The following is a 15,828-nucleotide window of genomic DNA, read 5'->3' on the forward strand; positions in this document are numbered from 1 at the left end:
TGTTAGACATTCTTGGAGGCGCAGATAGGCACCGGCGGGGGCGGGTACGGGGCCTCCACCATCGCCCGCCAGGTCGTCCTGTACCGCCCCACCGGGATGAGGGCGATGAGCTCCCGGAGCCGGCCGGCCACCCCGCCGGTCGCGGTGTCCGCCCAGGAGAACCACCACATGTACGACTGCATCCTCCTGGAGCTGACCCCGTCGAACCGCCGCATGAAGCGCTTGATGCGCGAGTGCACGGCGTTCACGGCGTTGACCCGCCCCTCGGCGCGCTCCTGCGCCAGCCCGGCGAGCCTGGCCGCGTGCCCCATCTGGCCGCCCCTCTCGGTCCTGACGACGCACGAGGCCCCGAGGCTCGAGCGCATCATGGCGACGGCGGAGCCCAGCGGGCTGCCCCAGGCCACCCCGACCTCGCTGCCGCCCCGGCCGTCGGCGAGGGTGATCAGGCGCTCCTGGCGCCTCCGGCCCCCGCCCGTCCCGCCCCGCCTGCGGGAGGGCCTCCCGGGGCTGAACGAGGGGTCGCGCGAGTGGTTGCCCGAGAAGCTGGCGGGCAGGTAGGCCTCGTCGGCCTCCACGGGCGCGCCCGACGGGCGGAGGGTCACCGTCTCGATCCCGAGCATCTCGCACATCCTGTGCCGCATGAAGAAGGAGGTCTTGAGGCACACCCCGCAGCGCTCCGCGCAGTCCCTGAGGGTGGCCCCCTCCGCGAAGGCCCGGGCGTACTCCGCCCAGGTGGACGCCGGCAGGTGGGAGCGGGAGAGCAGCCCGAACGACTCCTTGGTGAACGACCTGCCGCACCCCCGGCAGAGCCAGCGCTGCCTGCCGCGCGCGTCGCGCCCGCGCCGCGCCGGGGCGCCCGCGCCGCACCTGGGGCAGCAGGACGGCTCCGCGAGCTCCGCGCGGGCGCGGGCCGCGCCCTCCTCGGCGAGCGACACGACGATCGCCCCGGCGACCGCGGCCCGGTCCCCGGCGTCCAGCCCGAGTGCCGCCCTCACCACTTCCTCGACCGCGCAGCCCATGGCGCCCCTCCCGTCTCTCGTTGACGGGAAGATGGTCCCACCGCGTGCGGACACGAGCCTCCAAGAATGTCTAACATAGCCCAAAAACGGCAAAATCGAGGACTTCGTTTGCGAGGGCGAGGGGCGGGCACGCGGCGGGTCTGTGGTCGAGCGGCGGACACGCACGGAGGGGCCGTGGCCGAGCAGCGTGCACGAGCGGCCGGGGCTGTGGCTGAGCAGCGGGCGCGAGCGGCAGCGGCTGTTGCCGAGCTGTGGGCATGAGCAGCCGGGTCTGTGGCCGAGCAGCCGTGTGACGCCGCTCCTGCGTGAAGGCGCCGATGTGCTGGCTGCCTTCGTTTGCTATCATCCCAGGTCAAAAGCCATGTAAACCACGTTATACAGCGTACTCAGCGCATTTGCCTTACGCTCGGGGTGTCGAGAAGATGACGAGAAGGGGCGGCTATGGACATCGGCAACCAGATCAAGGAGCGGCGCCAGGCGCTCGGACTCTCGCAGGAAGACCTCGCGCAGAAGCTCTACGTGAGTCGCGTCACCATTAGCCATTGGGAAACAAACCGAACCTTGCCCGATGTCCAGAGCATGCTTTTGCTCGCAAATCTCTTCGATACTACGATTGACGAGCTCGTAAAAGGAGACGTGGACGAGATGCGCGGCATGGTGGAGCAAAACGAGCAGCGGACGAAGACCTATGCGGCAGTGCTCGGCGCGGTGGAGATTACCGTGGTTGTGGTGCTCGCTATTACGGCGATGGTGGATCGCGATTATCTGGAGCCGGTGCTGAGACTTTTGCTTGCTGTGCTCGTGCTGGCGTCTGCAATCGTGGCCTTGGTCGCGCGACGGGACAATGCCGAGCAGGGGCAGACGGCCAAAAGCGTGGCCGAGCTTCTTGGTGCGGCGACGGGCGAGCCCGCCGAGGCGGTGCGGCAGAGTACGGCGGCGCACGTCATGGGCCTCGTGCTGCAGGTGTTCGCGGGGCTCGTCGTGGGCATCGGCGTGCTTGTGGCGGGCAGCCTGGTGCTCGACACACAAGCGTTCATCGGCCTTGCTGTTGTGGTTGGTGCCGTCGCTGCCTTTGCCGGCTCGTATGCTCTGGGCCGCTTCACCCATTCGGTATGGACGGCGGCGGTTCTGCCCGCGCTGTGGATAGCGGGTGCCGTTGCGCTTGCTGCGGCGGCCGACGCCCTCGCCTTGCCAAAGACCTGGTTTGCCATTGCAGGCGGAGCGGTCACCCTTGCCGTCTTCTGGGTCGATGGACGCCGTCGTGCCGGCGGGCCCACGAAGTAAGCAAGCGCATCTACTCAAGCATGCCCGCTTGCAGGTTCCTAGCGTCACGCTGCATCGTTGGGCATGGGTATGCCATAGGGGCTGCGAACTGCGGCGACGGTGGGTGCCAACATGCTGCTCGCAAGCAGGAGCAGCCCTAGGGCAGCGATCGCCATGGCAGGGATAGGGGAAAATCCGCACAGCGCGGGCAGCCCTGCTGCCGTCGAGACCACAGCGTCCGATACGAGGGCAATAAGCAGACCGGCAATCAGAGCGTTTACCGTGTGCGCGACGACTTCGAGGACGCGCGCAGCGACGATCGTCGTGCGTCGGGCTCCACATGCCGCCAGAAGACGCGCATCGTTTGTGAGGGCGCGGGAGGTCATGATGACGCTTGAGGCTGCACCTACGGCGCACAGGATTACGGGACCGCCAAACAGCAACAGCATCGACGTGAAATCCAGTGAGGCCGCCATGTCGACAATGCCGTTGCGGGCGATGTATTCCTGGAGCGTGTCGGATATCGAGCTCACACCGCACACCACGCCGATGCCGACCGCGACGGGGACCTCCATCGCGGTGCTTGACGTTAGGCTGTGGCGGGCGCTTGCCCGCGCGAGCATCCAAGGGGTACATCGTTGCGGAATCGGGCGGGTCCATGCCGCGAACAGCGAGGGTAAAAGAAGCGGGGCAGCGACGGCGAAGGCGGCGGAAGCCAGCAGGGGAAGAAACGGGGATACGCTCCATTGGCTCGACGATGTGGGATCCGCCCCGTAGAGAGAGGACGAGGCGAGGCCAAACAGCGCCATCGGGACGAGGGCCGCTGCAGCGCGCCTTATCCGGGCGCCATGCGGACGGGTACCAGGGTGGCCGCTGGGAAGAGGACCGTCGTCAGCTGTTTGTAAGGCAGCAATCGGCGGAGTGGTTCCGGCAAGACGCGCGCTGCGAGCGCCGCCAAGGACAAAGACCGCAGCGCTTCCAAGCCATATCCATGGCATGAGGGGGAGTCCCACATCTACGGTGGTGTGGGAAATGGTCTGGTAGTAGGGCGAGCAGAACACGAGCGGAAAGAGCGGCCGAACCGATGCGGCCTCGAGAGCAGTCCCGAAGGCCGCTCCTACGAAGCCCACGGTGGCAAGTTGGGCGCGTACGATGCGCGCGATGAGGCGGGGGCTTACATTTGCTAGCTGCCACAGCGCGAAAGAACGTCGTTGTGCTACGACGGCAAGGCGAGACGCCGAGGACACGACCGCTGCCGCGGAAGGGGCGGAAAACGCCAGCACCATGTCGCCCCAAAATCCAAGGGAGGTTTGTGCGTGCGTCGTGGCAAGCATCGACGCGCCCCATCCACCAACGAAGCCACATGCCACGGCGACCGCGAATGCGCCTGCCCACGTTGCGGCGTTGCGACGGAGCTCGGCGAATACCAGATGCGTCATCTGCTGGCCTCCATCCATTCCAGAATCTCCTGGGCGGTTGGGCGCGCCAGTTCGCCGGCGACGCTGCCGTCGCGCAGCAGAACGACGCGGTCGGCCAGCGCCGCCGCTTCCAGGTTATGAGTGACCATAACGACCGATCTTGCAGGGTCGGTCGGCACAGCCCGCAGCAGATGCAAGACGTTGCTGGCGTTGTGCGAGTCGAGGGAGGCAGTCGGCTCATCGGCGAACACGATCTGGGCATCGCTGGCAAGGGCGCGCGCAACGGCGACCCGTTGGCGCTCGCCGCCCGATAGCGTGTCGATGCGTGCTCGTGCTCGCTGGGCAAGGCCTACGCGTTCCAGCGCCTCGTTCACCTGTTTGCGTGAAAGGGGATGGCCGGCGAGCCGGGCGGGCAGGGCGACGTTCTCGCTTGCGGAAAGCGAGGGGATGAGATTGTGTGATTGGAAGACGAAGGTAATGTGGTCTCGACGGATCTCGAAGATGGTATCGGGGGCGGCGCCGTGCAGCTCACGCTCGGCGACGCGCACCGATCCCGAATCGAACGCTTCCGACCCTGAAAGGCAGTAGAGCAGCGTCGATTTGCCCGAGCCGGAAGGGCCGACAATTGCGACCATCTCGCCTGCGCGAACCTCGATGTTGATGTCGTTGAGAACGCGGACGCTCCTTCGCCGCCATCGGCTCCGGCCGACAGGAAACGATTTGCACACGGCGCGCGCAGACACCAGGACGCTCATGAGATCCTCCGTAATGGTTGTTGAGGGCTTATTCACGCTGAGATGCGGCGGGTCCATTCACGCTGAGATGCGGCGGGCCCCGTTCGCTCTTCGAATCCGCAGCTTCAACTTCTGATGCTTACGGCCCTAGCCTTTGTGCTCGCGCCTCAGTTTCCGTCCTTGGGGTAAAGGCGTGCGCGGGCAATGCAGCAGCCAATGCCGCCGACCGCCCACGGCACCCAGAAACTGCTCTGAGCGTGCAGGGGTGGCACAAACAGGAGGACGAGTGCCAGGGCGGTTGATGCCAGCATGATTACGGTGCAGACGCTTCGCACCCTTTTCGCACGCTCGGCGCGAGCCCTGATGTCGCCGTCATCCATGGCGTCGATGTCCTGCTCGCTCAGGCCTCCAAGCGCTTTGCGGTTATACGCATCGAGATCGCATCGTCCGCCAGATATAAGCCCCCACGCCGCAGCCGAGACGCCTAATCCCGCCAGAAGCACGAACAGTCCTCCTGCGACCCAGGCATTGGAACCGGTCAAAAACGCCACAACAGCACCGGAAACGACGAGGAGCGCCCCGATGGCAAGCCCGGTCGACCTTTCAATGTCCGCCTGTCGTTTTTGCTTCGAGGTGTAGAAGTCTTCGACGAACGGGTGGTCTTTGAAAAACCACTTCCGGCGAAATCGAGCGGGCAGGATGATGGCGGTCCCGATAGCGAGGCCGACGAGCGCCGCGGCAGAAGCTACAACAGGAGCTGCATGCGCGAAGCCTGCCGATGGAAACAGGCCTGCCAGGAGAAGGGCGGCCGATTCCACGGCGCAGAGAGCGGCGATTCCCATCGCCATGCGTGCCGCGTAGGAGCGAGCCGCTTCGTCGTATCCAGACACATCCTGAGGGGTTCCTCCAAGAGGCGTCCATGCGGTCGCTTCCTCGTCGCGGCAGGTCACGTCTCCTCTGACAAGCTCGTCCAGCGAACAGCCGAAGAGGTCGCAGAGTTTCACCAGCTTCTCCAGCTCGGGATAGGCCTTCCCCGCCTCCCATTTGTTAACCGACTGGCGGCTTACCCCAAGCAGCATGGCGAGCTGCTCCTGCGTCATGTTGTGTGCCGTCCGCATGTGCTGGCAGTTTTCTCGAAAGCCCATCGCTTGCACCGTCCTTATATGCTGAGATGCGTCGTTGGCATTGCGTCCTGTGGCACATCTCATGCTAGCGTCGAGGCTATGGACGAAAACCAACTTCCGGTGGCTTTCTGATCACTGCCGACGTCAACCAAAGGTGACATGCGCAGGTCAGCGGCGTGTCAACTGCTGAGAGGGGAGCGGTCGGTTCGTGGCGAAAGCGCCGCGAGAGGCTGTGTGACGAGTGACGGTTGGCGCCGGCCCCTGAGTTCGTCCAGCGGTTGACTGCTCGCTCAAAAGGTCAACCAGGGCTCCATTGAATCCATAGACAGTTGACCAAATAATGGAAGCAACGAAGCGGCTGAACGCAGAAGCCTTGAAGGCAACGTATCTGATGGGGAGGCCTGAAATGGATGCTTCGCTCAACATCGGGCGCGCGATCGCGCGCGAGCGGCGCCGCATGGGCGTCACGCAGGAGGAGCTCGCCAGCCACTTGGGGGTTTCGAAAGCCGCGGTCTCAAAATGGGAGCTCACGCAGAGCCTACCAGATGTGAGTCTTTTGCCGCGGATCGCCGCGTACTTCTCGCTCACGATGGACGAGCTTTTTGACTGGCGCGACGAGCTCACAGAGGGGGAGTCGGCTGCGCTCTACGCCGAGGTCTACGCGTTGGGCGAGCGGGATCTCCCCGCGGCGTACGCGCGGCTGCGCGAGCTCGTGGCGGAGCATTACTCGGATGCGAACCTGCTGCTCATGATGGCATCTCTGCTGACGACGTGGGCTACCGGCACCGAGGCGCCGCAGGGATCTGCAGCTGAGCGGAACGGTGCAGATGCGGGGGACCCGAGTGGCGCACCCGATGCCGCCGCGCTCGCGGGCGAAGCACTCAAGCTGCTTGATTGCATGCTCGATGTCGCCGCGGAACCGGCAACGCTCTTCCTTGCGCAGCAGCAAAAGGCAACGACGCTCTTTCAGGTGGGGCGCTATGAGGACGCGGCAGCGCTCCTGGAGCCGCTGGCAAAGCGGCGGGACGCCGGAGCCGCGGTGATGCTGCTCGCCTCTGTCTATCGCAAGCTCGGCCGCGTTGACGCACCGCTTTGGGATCGCATGGGCAGCAGGCTTGACCCGGCGCATGCCGGAGACGCGTGGGCTGAGCACAAGACACGCCAGGCTGCTGGGGCAGCAGCGGTGCTGAAGCAAGCCGTTGCGGAGCAGGTTGCATCAGACACGTGGCGGGAGTTTGCGGGAGGCGACCCACGCTATCAGGAGATCGTAGCGGCCGTCCAGCGCCTGGTAAACGGGGAGGCAACCGGTCATGAGGACTGATGCTCGGGCGCTCCGCCTCATCGCTCCGTTTGTGCGCGCTCGCACCAGGCAGCTCGCCGGGGCCGTCGTTCTGCTCGCCATGTACTCTCTTGTGGCGATCCTGCCGGCCTTTATTACCCAGCATCTCATCGATCAGGGGCTTTCAACCGGCAATGTTCCCCTTGTCGCCGCGCTCGCGGGTGCGCTCGTTGCGGCCACGGCTGCTCAGTCAATCTCCTCGGTGCTTGCGGCTCGCGTTCTTTCAGAGGTGGGTGAAGACGTGGCGGCGGATCTTAGGAAGGAGCTTGTGCGCCGCACCTTCGACGCGAGCATGAACTGGATGGCGGGGCGCGATAACGGCTATATCGCGGCGCGGATCACCGAGGCGTCACGCGTCTCGTCCCTGTTTTCAAAAACGAGCTTTACGTTTGTCAGCAGCTTGTTGCAGGCGGCAGGTGCTGCGGCGGCCGTGGCGACGATGAGTCCTGCGGTGCTTGCCCTTACGCTCGTACCCGTGCCCATCTATGTATGGTGCGCGGTGCGGTCGTTGAGGGGCTACCGGGCTTCTGTTGTTGCCGCCATCGAGGCGAGCGCGGGGCTTGCCGGTACGGTTGCCGAGGCGGTGTCCGGGCGTGAGGAGGCTGCTGCGTCGGAAGGTGTAAAGCTGGTTGCCGGACGGGTTGGCGGTGCGAGCGAGCGGGTCAGATCGACCTCGGTGCGTCAGAGTGTGCTGGCTGCGTTCACAGGCGAGGGGATGTCGCTCCTCTCAACGGCGAGCGCCTCGCTCGTCTACGTTGCCTGTGCGGGGCTCGCGGGCTCGCTCTCGGTTGGGCGTACCATCGCTACCGTGCAGCTTGCGGCGCGGATTTACAGCCCCTTTCTCGTCGCTGTCTCAGCGGCAATCACGGTGCAACCGGCTTTTGCTGCCCTTGGACGCATCGCAGAAGCGTTTCCCGAGTCCAGCCGGCGCGGTGGTGTCGAGCTTGCTCGGCCGATACGCGCCATCGAGATCAAGAGCCTGTTCTTCCAGTATGGCGGTGGTATGCGACTTATCCTTGGTGGTCTTTCGGCAACGCTGCGACGTCCTTCGCTCGTTGCGGTGGAAGGTTCAAACGGCTCGGGCAAATCCACGCTGTTGGGAATCCTGCTCGGACGAGTCGAGGGATGGAAAGGGGAGATCCTTGTGGACGGCATACCGCTCCAAGATATTTCTTCGGATTCATGGTGTGCGCATTGTGCTGTCGTTCAGCAACGTCCATTTATGCTCAATGCAAGCCTGCGTGACAACGTGCTGTTTGGCGCCGAAGACATTGACGATGCGGCATACCAGTCGGCTCTTGTGGCCTCCGGGCTTGAAGAGGTGATAGCGCGGCTTCCGGAGGGAGACGCCACGGTTGTGGGGCCATCCGGCTCGCTTCTCTCGGGCGGCGAGCGCCAGCGGGTCGCCCTTGCTCGTGCTCTATTGCGTGGCGCGGATGTGATCTTACTTGACGAGCCGGCAACCGGGCTCGACCGAGAAGCGCGGACAGCGCTACGCGCCCTTCTGAGCCAACTTGCTTGCGAGCATCTTGTAATCGTGGTTGATCATGAGGGGCTTTTCAATGAGGTCGCGGAGCAGGTGATTGAGCTCTAGCTTATATCCGCCTATCTGAGTTATCCAGGAGCGGGCTCATTCCGGCTTGTAGCCGTCGAGTTTGATATTGCGGCGCTCGGCATATTTCAGGCAAAACGATTTGAGTGTGGGGAAATCGTCGGTTACGGCGCTCCAGATAACGGCGCGGTCGAGCTTGCCGTAGTCGTGGGCAAAGATGTTGCGCATGCCATGGATGGCCCGCCAGGGAATGTCGGGGTAAGCACGCTGCGTCTCGTCGGACATGTTGCCTGCTTCTTCGGTGACGTGAAAGACGCACATGAAGATTGCATCGACGTTGATGCGCCCCTGTAGCGATTCGTCTGATACAAAACGCTCTTTGGTGAGCCCGAGGGCACTCACGCGCGCCTTCGTCTCGTTTAGAATGCGCCAGAGCTCAAGAACACGGCCGTCGTCCGAATTACGGGCGCTCATAGATCGTCACCCCATCACGCTCAATCTCTCGGGCAAACTCGTCGTTTCCCAGGTCGTGTCGAGAAACGATGTCGACCGATTTGCCCGTGGCTGCTTGAACATCTTGGAGGAACTCTGACAGACCAAAGAGCGTAAGCGTTCCTTCGTCATAGGAAACGCGCAGGTCAATGTCGCTGTCCGGTCGCGCCTCTCCGCGCGCGTATGAACCAAAGAGCATGACGCGCAAGATACCCGGCTTGCGCATAGCGGCTTGGGCGACAGCGGTGGCTATTTCGTCGCGTGAGAGGACTCGTTGTGCGGGTTGCGATGCCGTGCGAGTATGCGCAGGCTCGGTGCTGATCTCAAAGGGAATGCGTCGCTCCCGAAGCGTTTGCCGCGCGAACAGATTGATTGCGGTCGAAACGCTCATGCCCACTTCTTCGCAAAACGCGGCGAAGGCGGCCTTGGTGTCACTGTCCATGCGTACGCTGAGAACCGATTGCGCCATATGATCACCTCTGTATGACATTGTATAGCATATTGCGTGCATTGTGGGCGTAACTCATTCTGAGGCAGGCTATTCTGGCTCAGGGCGAGCGGAATCCGGCGACTGCAGCTGCCACCACATCTGTTGCGAGCAAAAGATGCTCCACATTTCGCTAGCGGCAAAATAATTCGACATAAATTGTAAAATATTGCATGATAAAGTGCCGATAACGGAAGGAGCCTGGGAGCTATGTGGACCGTTGCACAAGCAGCTAAGGCGTGGGGTGTCTCGGAGCGCTCGGTGCGTGGATACTGCGCGCAAGGACGCGTGCCGGGTGCGGAGCTTATCGGCAAGACATGGGCCATTCCCGAGGGCGCGGAGAAGCCTTCGCGCAAGCCTCGCGTGTCAACGCGGCCGGTTGGGCTGCTCGAGGCGCTGCGACGTGAAAAGGCTTCCGGCATCTCGGGGGGCATCTATCACCATGTGCAGATTGAGCTGACATACAACTCGAACCACATCGAGGGTAGCCGTCTGACGCACGAGCAGACACGCCATATTTTTGAAACGAACACGCTGGGCATCGCGGAGCGCGTGAACGTGGACGACATTGTGGAGACTGCACACCATTTTCGCTGCATCGACATGGTAATCGATGCGGCTGAGCGGCGGTTGAGTGAGCGCATGATCAAGCAGCTACATTTGCAGCTCAAAAGTGGGACGAGCGATAGTCGTAAATCATGGTTCCGGACGGGGGAGTACAAGCTGCTGCCCAACGAGGTCGGCGGGCGTGAGACTGTGGCGCCCGAGGAAGTGTCTGCGCGTATGCGCGAGCTCATCGACAGCTACGAGCGCTCGGACGCACCAAAGTCGCTCGAAGACATCGTTGCCTTTCATGTGGCGTTTGAACGCATCCATCCGTTCCAGGATGGCAACGGCCGCGTGGGCCGGCTGGTGATGTTCAAGGAGTGCCTGCGCCATCGCGTGGTGCCATTTATCATCACGGATGAGATCAAGCTCTTCTACTATCGCGGACTCAGCGCATGGGACCGCGAGCCGGGGTATTTGCTGGATACATGCCTGGCGGCTCAGGATGCGTTCAACGAGCTTATGCGACGATTTCGGATTGAGTGACCTATTTTGAGACGGGGCCGCCCTGGCCCGTTTGGCCCACGCTATGTCAATGTCCCTTGCGCTTGCGATGCCTTTTTGCCTGCTTCTGCTCGTATCGCTCCTGTTTGTCTGCTTGTCGTAACGCCGCTTGATGCGCATGCCGTGCGTCTTTGCGTGATTCCCGCATTACGGCAAGCGCTTCCTGTGCTTTGGTGCTTGGTCGAGCGCGTGCTGCTTCCCGCGCCGCCGCACGCTGGCGCCGCTTGGGATTGCCATTCTTGCGCCGCATCGTCGCATCTTCAACGGCAGATGAGAACGACAAAGTTGCCCATTTTTTGAGCACGAGCTGATAGATTTCCTCGTTAGTCGGTTCGGCGCCGAAGACTATTCGACACGCCTCGACGCCACCTGCACTTCGGCGTTCTGCGACGCCCACCCAGAACTGCCCGTCAAAAAATACAGTCAATGTGGTGGAAACCGTAGCTCTTTCGTCCAACGTTCGCATGACAAAACCTCCTTGACTCGACAAGGTCATGCGAAGAAGGGACAACCGCGCATGCGGCAGGCTACGGACGGCCAGGTGACCGCGCCCCGACTACCCAACGGGGCCGTGATTTGATCTTCTGGGGGTAGTGTAACTGAGCGGACCCGCTTCGGGCAATCGGTCGGGTTATGGTTTGGCACAAGGTACCGGACGAGGCAAGCCTGGAGGAGGGTTTCAAGCTGCAATGGACGGGTTGTCGCAAAAAATGCGACAACTCGGGCAGATGGCAAATCGCATCAAGTGGGGAATTTGCTCCTGATGACCCATTCTGGGACGGGGCCATTATGGTCCATGGCGCGTCATCGGCTCCCGTGTTTACGACAGTAAGTCGGGGCGAGACGAACGCGAAGAAGTATTAGTAAAAAAATAGAACAAATGTTCTGAATTATGATATCATATACCTAAAGTACAGAGCTGGATGTGAGTTGGCACGGAGGCCCCCAATGGTACGTGTCAGCGGGTATGCCGGATACCGCCCATGAGCAAAGAGGCCGGCTGCACACATGCGGCTTTGGGCGGAGTAGCGCTCCCGCTTCCCGGCGCCCGTCAATGCTGGGACTTCGCAGAGGCACCTAAGAGGTGCATGGATTGCCGTGAAGAAGCGGAGGCTCTGTTATGGCTGTTCAACAGCACGAAATCGTATTGTTCACTTCGAATGACGGCGAAATTACGCTGCCGGTGACGGTGGATGCCCAGGCGGATACCGTTTGGCTCACGCAGGCGCAAATGTCTGAGCTGTTTGACCGGAGCGTAGGGGTTATTTCTCGCCACGTTAAGAATGTTTTCGAAGAAAAAGAGCTGGTAAAAGAGAGTAATTTGCATTATTTGCAAATTGCAAATTCTGACAGGCCGGTTGCTTACTACAGTCTCGACGTCGTGATTTCCGTTGGCTATCGTGTGAAGTCGCAGCGCGGCGTGGAGTTCCGTCGCTGGGCTACGGGTGTCCTTCGCCGGTTCATCATGGAAGGTCATGTTGAGAACGACGAGCGGATGCGCCAGCTCGGCATCGTGGCGCGCATCATCGAACGCCTTCCCGGTGAGCTGGCGTCGCGTCAAATCCTCGACATCGTGGAAAGCTACACCGACGCACTCCGGCTTCTTGACGAATACGACCGCGCGGAGATCGAGCGCCCCAAGGGAACCGTTGGCACGTACGTGCTGGATTACGACGAGTGCATGGCCCTCATCGCCCAGATGCGGCCGCGTTTTCACAGCGATGTCTTCGGGCGCGAGAAGGACGATTCGTTCCGCAGCAGTATCGCCGCCATCTACCAAGGATTCGGCGGAAGCGACCTGTACCCGTTGGTCGAAGAAAAGGCAGCGAACCTCCTCTACTTCATCATCAAGAACCACTCCTTTGTCGACGGCAACAAGCGCATCGGGTGCAGCCTCTTTCTCTACTTCCTCGACCGGAACGGTCTGCTGTTCAACGGGCTCGAGAAGCGCATTTCCGACAGCACGCTGGTAGCGGTGGCGCTCATGATCGCCGAATCGCGGCCCGAAGAGAAGGAGTCGATGGTGGCGCTCGTGATGAACTTCTTGGCATAGGGGCGAGGATCCGCGCTTTGGGGTGTTGGGAGCCACTGCCAGCTTTTAAAACGAAAGCCTTTTGTCCCTACCCGCTTGACCCTGCCGTAACGGAAGGGTTTATCGTGTGGCCGAGGAGGTGGCGCGATGAACCGCTCTTATACCATTGGCGAGCTTGCGGAGCTTTCGGGCGTTTCGGTGCGAACGCTGCGCTTTTACGAGGAGGCGGAGCTACTGGCGCCTGAGCGCGACGCGCAGAACGGCTACCGTCGCTACGGGCGCGCGGATGTTGACCGGCTACAGGAGATCCTGCTGCTCCGCCGGTTGGGCGTGGCGGTGCGCGACATTGCGCCGCTGCTCAGCGCCTCGGACGGCGAGAGGCGCGCATTGCTCGCGAAGCATCTCGATGCGCTCCGGGATGAGCGACGTCGACTCGATGGATTGATCATAACGGTCGAGCGATCGCTCGCCGAGTTGGAGGGAGGGCCTACCATGGCAGACCGGGAGAAGTTCGAAGGGTTCAAACGCAGGCTGGTAGATGAAAACGAGCGCCGGTATGGCGCGGAGGCGCGGGACCGTTTCGGTGATGCGGCGGTCGAAGAGAGCAATCGGAGGATGTTGCACATGAGCGAGGCGGACTATACAGCTTGGCAGGAGCTCGATGCCGAAATCCGTGCCGCGCTCACCGCCGCCGTTCGCGTGGGGAAAGACCCGACAGGTCCGGAAGGTGCGCACATCTGCGACTTGCATCGTCGGTGGTTAGGCTATACCTGGCCGTCGTATTCGGCCGAGGCGCACCGAGCCCTCGCCGAGTCCTACGTGGCGGACGGGCGCTTCACCGCGTATTATGATCGCGAGGTTCCCGGTTGCGCTGCGTGGCTGCGCGATGCCGTGCTCGCTCATGCGTAGTCGCGTGCAGATTGAACGCAGGCGCATGTAGCTCCGCCTGTCATCGAAGCCGATGGCAGCCTCAGCGCAAATCTGTAGGAAGCGAGGCGGGTCATGGATGTTGCGACGATCGATGAGCGCCTGCTCAGCCATCCTGGCGCCACTAAGGCGTTCCACGAGCGGTGGGGCTGGATGGTTTATTGGGTCGGTGGTAAGCAGTTTGCCTGCGAGTTCACGGCGAAGCGGGATGCCAAGCAGCCCTATGCGGGACGCCATCTGCTCTCGCTCAAGTGCGATCCCAATCGCATCTTGGCGTTGCGCGCGGAGTATCCCGACGCGATTCTTCCCGGCTATTATTCGGACGGACGCACCTGGATTTCCATCGATCTCGATTGCGATCTGCCCGGCGAGCTTGTGCTCGACTTGTGCGATATGAGCTACGAGCTCGTCGTCGCCAAGCTTCCTAAACGCGCACGGCCCGTCTAGCCGCTGGCGGGTGCGTGCGGCCAGCCTGAGAAGCTGCGCTGCGCCAACCCGGAGAGCCTTGAAACGGCGGCTCGCCATTCGGTGCGGCATCCATAGGGTTGCAGCGAAGGCGAACATCGTGCTCTGGAGGTAGCGAATGATTGCGTTGGAAACGGAGCGGCTCAGATTGCGACGATGCACCGAGGCGGATGTCCAAGCCTTATTCGAGATGCTTTCAGATGAAGACGTGGTGCGATTCCTGCCATTTGAAAGGATACGGACCCGTCGTTATGCCGAGCGAGTGCTTGACGAGAAGTTCCTCGACCGGTATCGGCGTGCGGATGCGGGGGAGGGGCCGCAGTATGGGGTGCCCCTTGACGCGCGGTGGGCCGTTGAGGAGCGCGATAGCGGCTCCTTCATCGGCTTCGTTACCGTCGGCTGCAATGAGGCACATGACGTGGGCTATGCGTTGCGTCGCGAGAGCTGGGGCAGAGGGTGTGCGCGCGAGGCGTTACGTGCGGTATTCTCCTGGGCCCGTGCTTGCGGGCTCGGGTTTCTGACGGCAACGCATGACGTTGACAATCCGCGCAGCGGCGCCGTCATGGAAGCTTGCGGTATGACGGCGCGCTACATCTACCGTGAGCAGTGGCTTCCAAAAAAGCCAATCGTGACGTTTTGCATGCATCAGGTCGATTTTGTGCCAGAGGTAGCGGAATATCAGGGATATTGGAATCGATGGCCGGACCACTGGCGCGCGCAAGGATGTTCCCGGAGGCAACCCTAACAACATGGTGAGAATGCTTGCGTCGCCGCTGTACCAGACCTTCGACGGTGTGTCGTGTGGCAGTTCGTGGAGCAGACGGTGTTCGCGGTCATCCTAGGGGTTGCTGCCTGCGGAAACGTATAGAGGTATCTTACATTTGATTTAGAACATATGTTCTGATACTCTTTTGGAAAGCAGCCGAGCCGAGGAGGCGCCATGGCGTACGACTTCAAGCGCGAGTACCGTGACCTCTATGTTCCCAAGACCACGCCAGCGCTCATTGACGTTCCGGCTATGACCTTTGTCGCGGTGGCCGGGACGGGCGATCCCAACGCGGCGGGCGGGGCCTACCAGGAGGCGCTCGGCCTGCTCTACGCCTTCTCGTACACGGCAAAGATGCTCAAGATGGGCCCGTGGCAGCCCGAGGGCTACTTCGACTACGTGGTGCCGCCGCTCGAGGGGCTGTGGTGGGCCGGCTCCGGGGCTTTCGACGGCTTGCATATTGCCAAGAAGGACGCGCTCTCGTGGGTTTCGCTCATACGCCAGCCCGACTTTGTGACGCCCGAGGTGTTCGAGCGGGTCTGTGACATGGTCGCTCAGAAGAAGCCTGAGTTCGGCCCGGCGCTTGTCTCTGATGAGCTGAGGCTTGTTCGATTTGCCGAGGGGCCGTGCGCGCAGGTCATGCACAAGGGCCCCTATGACGAGGAGCCGGCGACCATTGCCAAGCTCGCGGCATATATCGAAGCCGCGGGGTTGGCGCCGGACATCGCCTCGGGTGGCGAGTCGCCCGAGGGTCACGTTGCCACGGCGGCGTTTGACGGAGGGGCGCTTCTCGCGGCGCTCGATGCGGGCGGCGCCGTGCCCACGGTTCGCCTGCATCACGAGATCTACCTGGGCGACCCGCGCCGGACCAAGCCGGAGAACCTCAAGACGGTCATTCGCCACCCCGTGCGCCCCGCCGTCGATTGATTGGCGGCCGAGCCGGGGTCGCGCGGGCAGGCCGCTGACGGCTGGCGGTCGCTTCCCGGCTGCCCAACGGCGCCGCGTTTCCGCCTCAGATGAGCCGATGATGGCAGAGGTGGGCTGTGGGGTATCGCCTGCGGGTATACTGACGTGCAAGACAAAACGGAAGTGAGGTGCGA

At 62.4% G+C, this 15,828-nt stretch carries 16 protein-coding genes; 9 read left to right on the forward strand and 7 right to left on the reverse strand.

Annotated elements, in window-relative coordinates; all coding sequences use genetic code 11:
- Positions 1 to 2: 2 nt before the first annotated feature.
- Positions 3 to 1,019 (reverse strand): hypothetical protein, encoded by a 1,017-nt coding sequence (locus tag B5F33_RS06775; protein ID WP_087411054.1) that lies wholly within the window; start codon positions 1,017 to 1,019, stop codon positions 3 to 5.
- Positions 1,020 to 1,460: 441 nt separating this feature from the next.
- On the opposite strand from B5F33_RS06775, the gene B5F33_RS06780 reads away from it, so the two are divergent.
- A complete protein-coding gene (locus tag B5F33_RS06780; protein WP_087411055.1) occupies positions 1,461 to 2,303 on the forward strand; it encodes a helix-turn-helix domain-containing protein in 843 nt (280 codons plus the stop codon).
- A gap of 44 nt (positions 2,304 to 2,347) precedes the next feature.
- On the opposite strand, the gene B5F33_RS06785 is transcribed toward B5F33_RS06780, so the two are convergent.
- The 3 genes from B5F33_RS06785 to B5F33_RS06795 all read right to left on the reverse strand — a co-directional run bounded on the left by B5F33_RS06785 (position 2,348) and on the right by B5F33_RS06795 (position 5,579).
- Positions 2,348 to 3,739 carry a hypothetical protein gene (locus B5F33_RS06785; RefSeq protein ID WP_087411056.1) on the reverse strand — a complete coding sequence of 464 codons (1,392 nt, stop codon included), beginning with the start codon at positions 3,737 to 3,739 and terminating at the stop codon, positions 2,348 to 2,350.
- Positions 3,718 to 4,455 carry an ABC transporter ATP-binding protein gene (locus B5F33_RS06790; protein ID WP_087411057.1) on the reverse strand — a complete coding sequence of 246 codons (738 nt, stop codon included), beginning with the start codon at positions 4,453 to 4,455 and terminating at the stop codon, positions 3,718 to 3,720. The genes B5F33_RS06785 and B5F33_RS06790 overlap by 22 nt, the downstream gene beginning before the upstream one ends.
- 146 nt (positions 4,456 to 4,601) lie before the next feature.
- Complete coding sequence (locus tag B5F33_RS06795) at positions 4,602 to 5,579, reverse strand: helix-turn-helix transcriptional regulator (protein WP_158095328.1); 978 nt, start codon at positions 5,577 to 5,579, stop codon at positions 4,602 to 4,604.
- Between the two features lie 385 nt (positions 5,580 to 5,964).
- Here B5F33_RS06795 and B5F33_RS06800 point away from each other — a divergent pair, with 385 nt between their 5' ends.
- Positions 5,965 to 6,879, forward strand: coding sequence for a helix-turn-helix transcriptional regulator (locus B5F33_RS06800; protein WP_087411059.1), 915 nt, complete (start codon positions 5,965 to 5,967; stop codon positions 6,877 to 6,879).
- Positions 6,869 to 8,491 carry an ABC transporter ATP-binding protein gene (locus B5F33_RS06805; protein ID WP_087411060.1) on the forward strand — a complete coding sequence of 541 codons (1,623 nt, stop codon included), beginning with the start codon at positions 6,869 to 6,871 and terminating at the stop codon, positions 8,489 to 8,491. Before B5F33_RS06800 ends, B5F33_RS06805 begins: the two co-directional genes overlap by 11 nt.
- A 36-nt stretch (positions 8,492 to 8,527) precedes the next feature.
- Here B5F33_RS06805 and B5F33_RS06810 read toward each other — a convergent pair whose 3' ends face one another.
- Positions 8,528 to 8,923 (reverse strand): HepT-like ribonuclease domain-containing protein, encoded by a 396-nt coding sequence (locus B5F33_RS06810; protein ID WP_087411061.1) that lies wholly within the window; start codon positions 8,921 to 8,923, stop codon positions 8,528 to 8,530.
- Complete coding sequence (locus tag B5F33_RS06815; RefSeq protein WP_087411062.1) at positions 8,910 to 9,410, reverse strand: type II toxin-antitoxin system RelB/DinJ family antitoxin; 501 nt, start codon at positions 9,408 to 9,410, stop codon at positions 8,910 to 8,912. The genes B5F33_RS06810 and B5F33_RS06815 overlap by 14 nt, the downstream gene beginning before the upstream one ends.
- Positions 9,411 to 9,638: 228 nt before the next feature.
- On the opposite strand from B5F33_RS06815, the gene B5F33_RS06820 reads away from it, so the two are divergent.
- On the forward strand, positions 9,639 to 10,520 hold the full coding sequence (locus tag B5F33_RS06820) for a Fic family protein (RefSeq protein ID WP_087411063.1): 882 nt from the start codon (positions 9,639 to 9,641) through the stop codon (positions 10,518 to 10,520).
- Between the two features lie 46 nt (positions 10,521 to 10,566).
- Here B5F33_RS06820 and B5F33_RS06825 read toward each other — a convergent pair whose 3' ends face one another.
- Complete coding sequence (locus tag B5F33_RS06825) at positions 10,567 to 11,004, reverse strand: YjdF family protein (RefSeq protein WP_158095329.1); 438 nt, start codon at positions 11,002 to 11,004, stop codon at positions 10,567 to 10,569.
- A 654-nt stretch (positions 11,005 to 11,658) separates the two neighbouring features.
- On the opposite strand from B5F33_RS06825, the gene B5F33_RS06830 reads away from it, so the two are divergent.
- The 5 genes from B5F33_RS06830 to B5F33_RS06850 all read left to right on the forward strand — a co-directional run bounded on the left by B5F33_RS06830 (position 11,659) and on the right by B5F33_RS06850 (position 15,655).
- The gene (locus B5F33_RS06830) at positions 11,659 to 12,591 is read left to right on the forward strand and encodes a virulence protein RhuM/Fic/DOC family protein (protein WP_087411065.1); all 933 of its coding nucleotides are present in this window, start codon (positions 11,659 to 11,661) and stop codon (positions 12,589 to 12,591) included.
- Positions 12,592 to 12,717: 126 nt separating this feature from the next.
- Positions 12,718 to 13,479, forward strand: coding sequence for a MerR family transcriptional regulator (locus B5F33_RS06835; protein ID WP_087411066.1), 762 nt, complete (start codon positions 12,718 to 12,720; stop codon positions 13,477 to 13,479).
- 93 nt (positions 13,480 to 13,572) lie between these two features.
- Positions 13,573 to 13,944, forward strand: a complete 372-nt coding sequence (locus B5F33_RS06840; RefSeq protein ID WP_087411067.1) for an MmcQ/YjbR family DNA-binding protein — start codon at positions 13,573 to 13,575, stop codon at positions 13,942 to 13,944.
- A 136-nt stretch (positions 13,945 to 14,080) separates the two neighbouring features.
- Positions 14,081 to 14,707: a GNAT family N-acetyltransferase gene (locus B5F33_RS06845; protein WP_087411068.1), complete on the forward strand. Its 627-nt coding sequence runs from the start codon at positions 14,081 to 14,083 to the stop codon at positions 14,705 to 14,707.
- Between the two features lie 195 nt (positions 14,708 to 14,902).
- Positions 14,903 to 15,655, forward strand: a complete 753-nt coding sequence (locus B5F33_RS06850; protein WP_087411069.1) for a GyrI-like domain-containing protein — start codon at positions 14,903 to 14,905, stop codon at positions 15,653 to 15,655.
- Positions 15,656 to 15,828 lie beyond the last annotated feature (173 nt).

It is taken from the genome of Collinsella sp. An2 (genome assembly GCF_002160065.1).
Lineage (GTDB): Bacteria > Actinomycetota > Coriobacteriia > Coriobacteriales > Coriobacteriaceae > Limicola.

Bases quoted from the DNA above. Each gene is read 5' to 3' on its own strand.
- B5F33_RS06840 (WP_087411067.1), top strand. From the start codon at position 13,573: ATGGATGTTGCGACGATCGATGAGCGCCTGCTCAGCCATCCTGGCGCC.
- B5F33_RS06820 (WP_087411063.1), top strand. From the start codon at position 9,639: ATGTGGACCGTTGCACAAGCAGCTAAGGCGTGGGGTGTCTCGGAGCGC.
- B5F33_RS06795 (WP_158095328.1), bottom strand. From the start codon at position 5,579: ATGGGCTTTCGAGAAAACTGCCAGCACATGCGGACGGCACACAACATG.
- B5F33_RS06835 (WP_087411066.1), top strand. From the start codon at position 12,718: ATGAACCGCTCTTATACCATTGGCGAGCTTGCGGAGCTTTCGGGCGTT.
- B5F33_RS06805 (WP_087411060.1), top strand. From the start codon at position 6,869: ATGAGGACTGATGCTCGGGCGCTCCGCCTCATCGCTCCGTTTGTGCGC.
- B5F33_RS06790 (WP_087411057.1), bottom strand. From the start codon at position 4,455: ATGAGCGTCCTGGTGTCTGCGCGCGCCGTGTGCAAATCGTTTCCTGTC.
- B5F33_RS06785 (WP_087411056.1), bottom strand. From the start codon at position 3,739: ATGGATGGAGGCCAGCAGATGACGCATCTGGTATTCGCCGAGCTCCGT.
- B5F33_RS06815 (WP_087411062.1), bottom strand. From the start codon at position 9,410: ATGGCGCAATCGGTTCTCAGCGTACGCATGGACAGTGACACCAAGGCC.
- B5F33_RS06825 (WP_158095329.1), bottom strand. From the start codon at position 11,004: ATGCGAACGTTGGACGAAAGAGCTACGGTTTCCACCACATTGACTGTA.
- B5F33_RS06830 (WP_087411065.1), top strand. From the start codon at position 11,659: ATGGCTGTTCAACAGCACGAAATCGTATTGTTCACTTCGAATGACGGC.
- B5F33_RS06810 (WP_087411061.1), bottom strand. From the start codon at position 8,923: ATGAGCGCCCGTAATTCGGACGACGGCCGTGTTCTTGAGCTCTGGCGC.
- B5F33_RS06845 (WP_087411068.1), top strand. From the start codon at position 14,081: ATGATTGCGTTGGAAACGGAGCGGCTCAGATTGCGACGATGCACCGAG.
- B5F33_RS06850 (WP_087411069.1), top strand. From the start codon at position 14,903: ATGGCGTACGACTTCAAGCGCGAGTACCGTGACCTCTATGTTCCCAAG.
- B5F33_RS06800 (WP_087411059.1), top strand. From the start codon at position 5,965: ATGGATGCTTCGCTCAACATCGGGCGCGCGATCGCGCGCGAGCGGCGC.
- B5F33_RS06780 (WP_087411055.1), top strand. From the start codon at position 1,461: ATGGACATCGGCAACCAGATCAAGGAGCGGCGCCAGGCGCTCGGACTC.
- B5F33_RS06775 (WP_087411054.1), bottom strand. From the start codon at position 1,019: ATGGGCTGCGCGGTCGAGGAAGTGGTGAGGGCGGCACTCGGGCTGGAC.